We start from the raw sequence: 10,141 nt of genomic DNA on the forward strand, positions 1-10,141 counted from the left end.
TCGCATTATGACTGTCTGAAAAAGCGTTAAGTATACCAGCATCCAATATTTATCAAGACTATTTACAGTACATTTTCCTTAAGTAAATGACATTGGGAGTGAACAGTAACAATGTAGATTTATTGACATTTTTAACTTTTTTATATAAAAAACTGCCTGTTTTATGGCAGTTTTTTGTGTTTTATTGAGATTGTTACAGAAAAATATTCTGTGTTATAATAATACTCACCGTGCGAAAACTGTCGTATAATGCGACAGTAGCAGAAGTTACTGTAGATGGAACAGTAACAGTATTATTACAGGAGGCGAATGTTGTGAAATACTTAAGACAGTTCGGAATCATCCTTGGCGTTACCTGTGCGGGAGAGATCATGAAATATTTTATCCCTCTTTCTGTACCTGGAAGTATCTATGGTTTGATTCTGATGTTTGTTCTGCTTCTTACAGGAGTTTTGAAAGTAGAACATGTAAAAGAAACCAGTGAATTTCTGATTGAGATCATGCCGCTGATGTTTATTCCGGCAGGTGTGGGACTTCTTACATCATGGAGTCTTTTGCAGCCATTTCTTGTTCCGTTGCTTGTGATAACGATATTATCTACATTTATCGTTATGATCGTAACAGGCAAAGTTACAGATTTTCTTTTATCACGAAAAGGAAAAAAGGAGGAACAGAAAAATGGATAAACTGATTCTCAGTTCTGCAACAATAGGGATCGTGATCAGTCTTCTGGCTTATGAGATTGGTCTTGCAGCGCAGCGTAAATGGAAACTTGCAGTATTAAATCCCCTGCTTATATCAATTGTTCTGGTAATTGCGTTTCTTGTTGCTTTTCATGTGGATTATGAGAGTTATAACAGCAGTGCCCAGTATCTCAGTTATCTTCTGACACCGGCAACTGTCTGTCTTGCGATTCCTCTGTATCTGCAGCTGGAACTTCTCAAAAAGAATATAGGTGCAATCCTCGGAGGAGTACTTTCCGGGGTTCTTGCAAGTCTTGGCTCAGTACTGGCTATGTCCATTCTTTTTGGCCTTGATCATCAGCAGTATGTGACAATGCTTCCGAAGTCCATTACAACAGCTATTGGTATGGGCGTTTCCGAGGAACTTGGCGGCTATGTGACGATTACAGTTGCAGTCATTATTATCACCGGTGTACTTGGAAATATGTTTGCAGAATATATCTGTAAACTGTTTTGTATCAAAAGCCCAATTTCCATAGGGCTTGCTATCGGTACCGCATCACATGCAGTAGGAACAGCCAGAGCTATGGAGCTTGGAGAAGTAGAAGGTGCCATGAGCAGTCTTGCAATTGTTGTATGTGGTCTGTGCACAGTAATTGGCGCATCAATCTTCTCATATATCTGGTAAGACAATAAAAACTTTTAAAGAATCTGTCAGTGGCAGGTTCTTTTTTTGTGCATGTCTGCATAGGATACAGGTGAAGGAGGTAAAAGTATGATACATAACCATTCATCTGGAAAATGCAGATTATTAAAACGGTTTTTCGTGATATGCATGGTATTGCTGTTAATCTGCAGCGTATCTCCGAACCTTATCACGGCAGAGGCTGACACGGAAACCAGAGAATCTGTATCGGAAGATTTTGCAGAAGAAAATCATAATACAGAAGCACAGATGATTTCAGATGAGGAAAAAAGGGATGAGAATGAATCGGACAGGCAGGTACTTTCAGATGAAAATAAACTGCCGGCAGGAACTGCCGAAACTGTATCTGATGAAATATCAACAGATGAAACAGCACCAGACGAAACTGTATCAGATGGAGATATACTTCAGCCAGAGGAAGATACAGAAACAGATCTTGAGATTGTGGAAGATGATGAAAACGAGATTGAAATAAAGGAAGAATCAGAAGCTGCTGCGGGACAGGCTGTAGAATCCGAAAATGAGTTGAAACTTATGGCAGAAAGTACAGATACGGTCAGTAAAGTCCAGCTTACGGAGTCTGTTCAAAAGGATAGTTGCCTTCATATATCTGTGCTGTCTACGGACGGAACAGACCTTACCTGTGAGCAGTTGATCAGAGACGGATATACAATTACCTGGTACAGAGATGGTGCGGCGGTGGAAAGAGTGTGCGTGACAGGAGAAAATTATAATCTGGCAGAAGATTATAGCTGGCTGAATGTGGCACAGATGCTGGCAAATGGAAATACAGTGATAGATGGCGAGGATTTTACAGGCGCCGGAAGTTTTTGGAAGCAGTAAACGATGCTCCGCTTCCGGAGAAAACAGAAATACAGACAGATGGAACAGGACATGCATCATTTATTATGGATTACGGAACTCCCGGTGCGTACTGCTACAGAATATGGCAGCAACCCGGAAGTAACAGCAGGGGTCATTACGACCGCACTGTCTATTATATAAAGATTACCGTGACAAATGGAGAAAATAATAAGCTGGAGTCTGCAGCTTCCTTATACAGGGACAGTGAGATGAAAGGAAAGAAAAGCGAGATCATATTTACAAATACATATGAAAAGAAAAAGAGTCCTGCAATAAAACAACAGGCAGATAGCGTGGGCAGCCAGACTGTTCAGAAGCATACCTCCGTTCAGGCAATACAGAAAACTGTGACAGGTCAGTCTGTGAAAACCTCAACAAAACCGGAAACAGGAGATAATACACCGGTACTGTTCTGGACAGTATTGCTTGGCGCGACAGGAATCATTCTTGTGGTGTTGTATATAAAACTGATCAGACGAAAAAACAGATAAAAAAACAGATAAAAAATATCTGCACAACAACAAAAATACCTGTGCTTCTGAGAATACGAAAACATATTCCCGAAACACAGGTACTTTTTTATCTGAAAAAATATTATTCAGCCATTTTGGCTTTTACAAGTTCAAACTCATCTGTGATCTCTTTGGAAGGTGCTTTTGTCAGGAGGCTGACGATCACAATTGCGATACAGGAAATCACGAATGCAGGAAGCAGTTCATAGAAATCAAGGATACCGCCCATAGGACGTACAAGGTATTTCCAGATAAATACCATGGACCCACCGGTGATCATGCCCGCAAGGGCTCCCTGCCAGTTTGTTCTTCTCCAGAAAAGTGAGAAGAGGACAACAGGTCCAAAAACAGCACCAAAACCGGCCCATGCAAATGATACGATATTGAATACAGAACTATCAGGATTTTTTGCAAGGAAGGCAGCGATCACAGCAATCAGAAGAAGGGTGATACGGTCAACCCTCATGCTTTCCTGTTTTGTTTCACTTTTCTTAAAAAATCCGCCAAGCAGGTCAGAGGAAACAGCGGAAGCGGCAGCAAGAAGCTGAGAGTCTGCTGTTGACATGGTAGATGCAAGGATACCTGCCAGAATTGTTCCTGCCAGGAGTGCCGGAAGAATACCATGAGTACTGAGAAGGTCCGCAATTTTTACTATAATGGTTTCGGAAGCAGAACCTTCCAGTAAAGTAAGTTCCCCAGCATTTGTCATGCCGAGGCCTACAACACCGATAAGAACAGCTACAGCAAGTGAGATCACTACCCAGGAGGTGGCAACTCTTCTTGAGAGAGAAAGTTTTTTCTCATCTTCGATGGCCATGAAACGGAGAAGAATATGAGGCATTCCAAAATATCCAAGTCCCCATGCGATCATGGAAAAGATATTGATAAGAGGATAAGGCTCTTCCATACCGCTTACAGGATTGTATGTAGTAGTCATTGTAAGATAGCCCGGAAGAGAGCTGGCATTATCAACAACAGCTCCCCAGCCGCCTGCTGTCTGAATTCCGAAAATGAATACGATAACAAGGGCAATGGACATGATGATACTCTGGATAAAGTCTGTGGTGGAAGCTGCAAGGAAACCTCCAAGTGTTGTGTAGGCAACGATAACGATCGCACTGATGATCATTGCCGTGAGATATTTTACTCCGAAAAGACTGGAGAAAAGCTTGCCGCAGGCAGCAAATCCGGAAGCTGTATATGGAATAAAGAAAACAACAATAAAAACGGCTCCGATCGCCTGAAGGATCTTGCGGCTGTCGCGGAAACGGTTGCTGAAAAAAGATGGCAGTGTGATGGAGTTTCCGGAAATATGGGTATAAAGGCGGATTCTCTTTGCAACAATTTTCCAGTTAAGGTAAGTTCCGATAGCAAGGCCGATAGCAGTCCAGCCTGCATCTGCGATACCGGAAAGATAAGCAAGACCGGGCAGTCCCATAAGGAGCCAGCTGCTCATATCAGAAGCCTCAGCGCTCATTGCGGTAACCAGAGGTCCGAGCTTACGTCCGCCCAGGTAAAAATCAGAGGAATCATTGTTCTGTTTGGAACAGAGATATCCGACGAAAAGCATCGCACCGAGATATACAATGATCGCGATCATAATACAGATGTGTGAAGTTGTCATAGTTACGTCTCCCTTCAGAAAAGTTATGTTATGATAAATCTTTATGCATATCATTACAATTTGTTATGCCATGCATTACATTCTATAATAGACAAGAAAAAAAGTAAAGTATTTTTTGCGTGCTAAAGTGATAAATTGAAGTTGTCGTGAACGAAGTGAACAATAACAAATTGAATTATATAGAATTATGTAAATTAAAATATAAACCTTGACAGAATACATGTTCTCTGCATATAATAAGAAAGCAGAAACTTTATAAACTTTCGTCTGTACACCAGTATTTTTTCGGAATTATCCGGAAACTCTTTATCAGGGCTTGTACTGGTTTCGACGGGGGCTTTGAAGTTGGGGCAGCCATCCGCAGACTCCGGGACTGCGTATCAACCTGGAAACTAAATATAAACGCAGACGAACAGTACGCGTTAGCAGCCTAAGCGCTGCTCGTCAGCCCTGATGCACTCACACTTCAGGAATCTGGCGTCAACCATGTGAGAAACCTTGCCGGGTAAGCTTTGCCCCGGTAGATGTATCATGAAGCTACTGAAGCAGTAAGCCTGTCGGTGGGCGTGCGGCGGAGGGAATGTCAAAGCAGCGACTGTGATGGGAGATACCGCAAGGGATAGGCTTTCGGACAGGGGTTCGATTCCCCTCAGGTCCACCAAAAGTACCTTACTCGAACTATTATGGCTAAAAAAATTTGAGCCGTTCGAGTAAGTTGACATATTCGTGGAATTATTTATGGTATAAAGACCACATCCAAAGATTTTCTGGATGTGGTCTTTTGCTATGTCTATATAATAGCTCAGCTTGCTTGAGCAATCCTGTGCTAATCTATTAATTCGTATAATATCATCTTTAACCGGTTCAAGAATCTGGTCGAAAGGTGGCTTAAATTCTGCATCTACCTTAAATTCCATATCTGCGTCGTTACTAATATAGAACTTCTCGAATATTGCTTGATTCATCAGCTTTTTAATTGTGTCACTGGCGTTTTTATATGCCTCACCGCAATTCTCTACAATATCTAGTGCTCTCTTAAGATTTTCGGTTATTTGCTCAAAGGTGGTATCGTGCATTTTGATTTCATGCTCAATGCTTGCCAATTCTTTTGCAATTTTCTGCTGTTCGGATTTAAGAAGGTCTAATGGAATCGCATCGCAGTAATGAGCTTCAAGAAGTTTTTTCGTTTGTTTTCAAGCTTGGCTTTTTCGCCTTTAAGTCCATCCAGCTCAGCATCATATTTTGCTCTTTCTGTGGAGATTATCTCTTGTATGCAAGATTCCAGCAGAATTCGAACTTCCGGTGGAAGCTGGTATGCTTCGTAGATTTTTTCAATCTCTTTCTCTACGACGTCTATCAGAACGGCCTTTGTTGTACAATCTTTTCTACGTTTACTATGACGGCCACTGCATACAAAATATGGATATATGGTGCCATCTTTTTTCTTTTCGTTGCTCACCATCATTCGTTCACCACAGTATGCGCAGTAAATGCTTCCTTTCAGAAAGTGGGGATGTTTAAGATTGCGAGTGCCGTTAATCCTCGATGCAAGTATCGCTTGAACCTTGTCCCAGGTTTCGGTATCTACAAGCGCTTCGTGGCTTCCAGGATACTCAATGCCCTTATATTTTACAACGCCTTTATAATAGGGGTTTACGAGAACCTTATGGAGTGTTTTGAGCGTAACGGGCTGAGAGGAGATTTTAGGCGTTGATCGAGTATTGAGCCCACAGGCCGCCAAGTGATCAGCCAAATCTGCAACAGTCCAATTTCCAGTAGCATATTCTTCAAAAGCCAACTTAATCAATGGTGCACGTTCCGGATCTGTGATGACGGTACGCTCCTCACGTCCTTTATCGTCGACAAGACGGATATTTTGATAGCCAATCGGAGCTCGACCGACTGTGCCGCCTCCTTTGATTTTTTCGCCCATACCTTTTTTGACTTCGGTGGCAAGATTTTGCGAGTAAAACTCTGCGATTGAACTCATGATGCCATGCAACAACATACCAGCAGGTGTATCATCAATACTTTCTGATGCAGATACAAGTTGAACGCCGCACTCACGCAATACGCGCATAATGTCGCTGTCATCGTCACGATTACGGGCGAGACGATCGACCTTATGTACGATTACGTAATCTACGCGATCGGCATTCTCTTTTACATATTCAAGCATAGCTTGAAGTTGTGGGCGATCGGCGGATTTAGCGGATGCGCCACGGTCGACAAATTCCTTGCCCACCATTGCGCCCATAGACAGGGCTTTTTTCTTATTGGCCTCACGTTGGGCGGGAATCGAAAAGCCTTCATCGTGTCCACCGCCTCGCTCGGCCTGTCCGCGAGTAGATACGCGAAGATATGATACGGCAAATTTTGGCGTCATTGAATCCATAAGAGCCTGCGCCGTATTTGCCATTGCGGTATTACTCATAAGCGTTACCTCCTTCTTATAGTTTGTCCCATGATACCTCTGAAGGGGCATCACATCAAGTAAAATAAAGTAATATTTTATGGTTATTTTTGGAGCAGCCAGCCCATAAGCAGGGCTGGCTTAAGTAAGTATATATGTTGCTAGATTTTGCGGATTACATCCTCACCATAAGCGACATCGAGGCCGGAACCACAGTCCCAGTTGACGAAAACCGTTCCGATATCGTCAATGAACTGCACGGTTCCTTGCTCTCCTGGCATTAGCTTAGTGTATGGATCCTTCATAGAAACAAGTTCTACGCGTGTCCCGGCTGGATATGTTTTTCGTAGTCTTTCAATCGTCTGTTTATTCGGAAATTCCTGCATCAGCTTCACCTCCTTCAGATGATTGTCCAATAGTTACTTCTGGTGCTTCAATCTCTGTTCTGGCCTTCCGGGCATCATGCCTTGCTTTCGCCTCCTCAGTTCGCCAGCCACTGTTTCCAGTTAAGTTGCGAATCAGGAATTTACGAGCAAAGGCATATTCTGTTCCCTTGAAGTTCAAGGACACAAGAAAGAGCCGCATCGTAAATTTATCGTTTTGGAGCTTTGAGATATTTAGACTCGCATTCGAGAATCTCAGATAAGGCGTTTACGAGTTTCTTCCTCTGTTCGCCAGATGCGGCATATTTTATAGTCGTCATAATAGAGACCTCCTTTAATTGTGTCGGATTAATAAGATACAGAGAGCCAATTTGGCTTCCTTAGTGTCCGGATAAATATCCCAGCCACGATCGTGATTAGCGACAATCTCGCCATCTTGCCTTAATTCCAGTTTTGAGATTTTGCCATGGTTGATGCCGAATTTACTTGGTTCATCGAATACCTTTATGGTGTAATGAACCGCTATGTATTCTTTTTCAACCGTTTTTGTTACTGGAATACCGATTGTTCCTTCTTGCCACATGATTTGTTCCTCCTTTACACATTCATCACTCTTTGTTGCTTTACTTGCAAGTGAGATCAGTGGGACTCTTAAGTGTGGCCTGTGAGATAGCATGAGTGCCTCGGCGATAAATATATGCACTGTCGCTGAGCTTCTCCTGCGGTAATACGACAGTCTGATTTACATCTCGCACAGCTTCAATAATCTTTGCGGGATGTATAAGAGAGAGCGGAAAGATGAGAACCTCGTGAATGCTTGACGGTGCAATACAGAGGTCATCCTCTATCTGCGCCGCAAGTTCCTCCAAATATGTTTCATACATCAGAATGGAAGCTCCAAGCATGCGCTCTGGGTTTGTTCCAATATACATTGGACAGAAGGTGTTGTTCGAGATTTCTATTCCAGTAATCTCGGATATGGCATCTTCCATAAGCATGATTTTGTATCCGGCTTAATAAACAAAGCAACTTCACCGAAGGAAACAAATCGGCAAATCGGGCCACTTTTTGGGAATTGGATTAATAAAGGCTCTCTCGGCGTAAACTGCGTAGATGACGAGCTAACATTCTTGAATTCAACAGAAAATCTAATATACAGTGGTAGTGATGATTATAAATCAGCGTTTGCTCGAAAATATTTAGGATATACACGTAACAAAGGTTTAGATTTTCTTGCAAAATTTCATGGAAAGTATATCTTAGGCGAAGCAAAATTTCTATCTGATTTTGGTGGTAGCCAGAACTCCGATTTCGAAGATGCGGAATTAACGCTAAGGGCAGAACTAACACCAACAGATAAAGAAGTAATTAAGATAGCAATCATTGACGGCGTTATTTATATCGATAAGTGCGCTGGTCAGAAGATGGCTCGTAAAATGCGAAATGATTTTAATGACAATGAGGTTATTTTGTCGGCGGTTTTATTAAGGAATTTCTTATATTCTCTTTAAGGTTCCAAATGGACGGGATAGAATTAAAATATCAAGGCAAAAGGAGTGAGAGTGAGATTATTAGTCTTGTTTCTGATGTAAAAAAAATAAAACTGGGAAAGAACCCAACCTACATCAATGGGGATAACTTAATCGTAATGTCATCGCTCTTAGCGTCTGGTTATAACAATAGCGTGGATTTAATATATATTGATCCACCCTATAACACGAATCAAGTTTTTAGCGTAGATAATGATAGAGTCAGTACAATTAGCCGAAATGGATCCGTTGTTGCATATTCAGATAATCTAAGGCCCTCCGAGTATTTAGAATTTATACGAGAACGTCTTATTCTAATGCGAGAGCTTCTATCAGCGAAAGGCTCAATATATCTACATATAGATTGTAAAATGGGACATTATGTTAAACTAATTATGGACGAAGTATTTGGCGCCGAGAACTTCTTAAATGATATAGCTAGAATAAAATCAAATCCAAAAAACTTTAAACGTCCGGCATACGGCAATCAAAGGGATATGGTTTTGTTTTATGCTAAGAATAGGGGAAAGAATATTTTTAATAATATCACTCGAAGCTTGACCGAAGAAGAAATAATATCAAAGTTTAAAAAAATAGATAAGAATGGTCGCCATTATAATACAGTTCCCGTGCATGCTCCTGGAGAGACAAAATCTGGAGAAACTGGCGGATATTGGCGAGATATGCTACCTCCAAAAGGTAGACACTGGAGAACTACCCCCGAAGAACTTGATAAACTAGATTCGGAAGGGCTAATCGAATGGTCAAAAAATGGCGTTCCTAGAATAAAAAAATATGCCGACGAGCATAAAGGCAAAAAAATACAAGATATATGGAGTTATATTGATCCCGCATATCCACTATATCCAACCGAGAAAAATCTCGATATGCTAAAGATGATCGTCTTGCAATCATCTAATTCAGACTCCTTGGTTATGGACTGCTTTGCTGGTAGTGGTTCTACGCTTTTGGCTGCGGAACAAGCTGGGAGAAAATGGATAGGAATAGATCAATCCGATTATTCAGCCGAAGTCATTAAAGAAAGGTTCAGAAAAGTAGACTTTGATTATATCAAGTTTTCCGATATTGAAGATGATCTCAATAAAGAGCAGGCGGTTAAGGCTCTGCGAGCAAATAAGCTGTTTAATCCGCCCGCATCTATCACGAGAAGCAGTATTGTGGGCGAGCAATAGTAAAGAAGATAGGGAGTAAGAATAAATGAGAAAATTACAAGCTATGATAACCTCAATGGGGGCAGACTGATGCCCGGAAGCCTCCCTATTCGCGATGATAAAATTTTAGTCTCTCTTGATTCTAAAGTAAGCGCCAAATATTCCTGCGGATTTCCTAACACTCTGTTTCCCTCTATAATTGTAGGCGAAAGATATTTAGACTATTTCACTACAATTACGGAGGATAAGTTATGG

General features: G+C 41.6%; 11 protein-coding genes and 1 other RNA gene. 7 read left to right on the forward strand and 5 right to left on the reverse strand.

Annotated elements, in window-relative coordinates; all coding sequences use genetic code 11:
- Positions 1-314: 314 nt before the first annotated feature.
- The 4 genes from ACTNB8_RS15640 (at position 315) to ACTNB8_RS15655 (ending at position 2,744) form a co-directional block, all read left to right on the forward strand.
- Entirely contained in the window at positions 315-686 is a 372-nt protein-coding gene (locus ACTNB8_RS15640) for a CidA/LrgA family protein (protein ID WP_441056013.1), read from the forward strand.
- On the forward strand, positions 679-1,371 hold the full coding sequence (locus tag ACTNB8_RS15645) for an LrgB family protein (RefSeq protein ID WP_441056014.1): 693 nt from the start codon (positions 679-681) through the stop codon (positions 1,369-1,371). Before ACTNB8_RS15640 ends, ACTNB8_RS15645 begins: the two co-directional genes overlap by 8 nt.
- 87 nt (positions 1,372-1,458) lie before the next feature.
- The gene (locus ACTNB8_RS15650) at positions 1,459-2,232 is read left to right on the forward strand and encodes a hypothetical protein (RefSeq protein WP_441056015.1); all 774 of its coding nucleotides are present in this window, start codon (positions 1,459-1,461) and stop codon (positions 2,230-2,232) included.
- Positions 2,220-2,744: a Spy0128 family protein gene (locus ACTNB8_RS15655; protein ID WP_441056016.1), complete on the forward strand. Its 525-nt coding sequence runs from the start codon at positions 2,220-2,222 to the stop codon at positions 2,742-2,744. Before ACTNB8_RS15650 ends, ACTNB8_RS15655 begins: the two co-directional genes overlap by 13 nt.
- A 103-nt stretch (positions 2,745-2,847) precedes the next feature.
- Here ACTNB8_RS15655 and putP read toward each other — a convergent pair whose 3' ends face one another.
- A complete protein-coding gene (gene putP / locus ACTNB8_RS15660; protein WP_441056017.1) occupies positions 2,848-4,389 on the reverse strand; it encodes a sodium/proline symporter PutP in 1,542 nt (513 codons plus the stop codon).
- 312 nt (positions 4,390-4,701) lie between these two features.
- On the opposite strand from putP, the gene ssrA reads away from it, so the two are divergent.
- Positions 4,702-5,050, forward strand: a transfer-messenger RNA (tmRNA) gene (gene ssrA / locus ACTNB8_RS15665).
- 480 nt (positions 5,051-5,530) lie between these two features.
- On the opposite strand, the gene ACTNB8_RS15670 is transcribed toward ssrA, so the two are convergent.
- The 4 genes from ACTNB8_RS15670 to ACTNB8_RS15685 all read right to left on the reverse strand — a co-directional run bounded on the left by ACTNB8_RS15670 (position 5,531) and on the right by ACTNB8_RS15685 (position 8,183).
- The gene (locus tag ACTNB8_RS15670) at positions 5,531-6,823 is read right to left on the reverse strand and encodes a recombinase family protein (protein ID WP_441056018.1); all 1,293 of its coding nucleotides are present in this window, start codon (positions 6,821-6,823) and stop codon (positions 5,531-5,533) included.
- A gap of 140 nt (positions 6,824-6,963) precedes the next feature.
- Positions 6,964-7,188, reverse strand: a complete 225-nt coding sequence (locus ACTNB8_RS15675; protein ID WP_441056019.1) for a DUF4314 domain-containing protein — start codon at positions 7,186-7,188, stop codon at positions 6,964-6,966.
- A gap of 331 nt (positions 7,189-7,519) precedes the next feature.
- Entirely contained in the window at positions 7,520-7,768 is a 249-nt protein-coding gene (locus ACTNB8_RS15680) for a DUF7678 domain-containing protein (protein WP_441056020.1), read from the reverse strand.
- A 40-nt stretch (positions 7,769-7,808) separates the two neighbouring features.
- Complete coding sequence (locus ACTNB8_RS15685) at positions 7,809-8,183, reverse strand: DUF5688 family protein (protein ID WP_441056021.1); 375 nt, start codon at positions 8,181-8,183, stop codon at positions 7,809-7,811.
- Between the two features lie 18 nt (positions 8,184-8,201).
- Between ACTNB8_RS15685 and ACTNB8_RS15690 the strand changes: the two genes are divergently transcribed.
- Both ACTNB8_RS15690 and ACTNB8_RS15695 read left to right on the forward strand, forming a co-directional pair.
- A complete protein-coding gene (locus tag ACTNB8_RS15690; protein ID WP_441056023.1) occupies positions 8,202-8,696 on the forward strand; it encodes a hypothetical protein in 495 nt (164 codons plus the stop codon).
- 8 nt (positions 8,697-8,704) lie between these two features.
- Complete coding sequence (locus ACTNB8_RS15695) at positions 8,705-9,907, forward strand: DNA methyltransferase (RefSeq protein ID WP_441056022.1); 1,203 nt, start codon at positions 8,705-8,707, stop codon at positions 9,905-9,907.
- Positions 9,908-10,141 lie beyond the last annotated feature (234 nt).

This window comes from Blautia sp. HCP28S3_G10, from assembly GCF_052065235.1.
GTDB lineage: Bacteria > Bacillota > Clostridia > Lachnospirales > Lachnospiraceae > Blautia_A.

Excerpts from the sequence above, each read along its gene's own strand:
- ACTNB8_RS15645 (WP_441056014.1), top strand. The coding sequence starts at position 679 with ATGGATAAACTGATTCTCAGTTCTGCAACAATAGGGATCGTGATCAGT.
- ACTNB8_RS15650 (WP_441056015.1), top strand. The coding sequence starts at position 1,459 with ATGATACATAACCATTCATCTGGAAAATGCAGATTATTAAAACGGTTT.
- putP (WP_441056017.1), bottom strand. The coding sequence starts at position 4,389 with ATGACAACTTCACACATCTGTATTATGATCGCGATCATTGTATATCTC.
- ACTNB8_RS15670 (WP_441056018.1), bottom strand. The coding sequence starts at position 6,823 with ATGAGTAATACCGCAATGGCAAATACGGCGCAGGCTCTTATGGATTCA.
- ACTNB8_RS15675 (WP_441056019.1), bottom strand. The coding sequence starts at position 7,188 with ATGCAGGAATTTCCGAATAAACAGACGATTGAAAGACTACGAAAAACA.
- ACTNB8_RS15680 (WP_441056020.1), bottom strand. The coding sequence starts at position 7,768 with ATGTGGCAAGAAGGAACAATCGGTATTCCAGTAACAAAAACGGTTGAA.
- ACTNB8_RS15685 (WP_441056021.1), bottom strand. The coding sequence starts at position 8,183 with ATGCTTATGGAAGATGCCATATCCGAGATTACTGGAATAGAAATCTCG.
- ACTNB8_RS15695 (WP_441056022.1), top strand. The coding sequence starts at position 8,705 with ATGGACGGGATAGAATTAAAATATCAAGGCAAAAGGAGTGAGAGTGAG.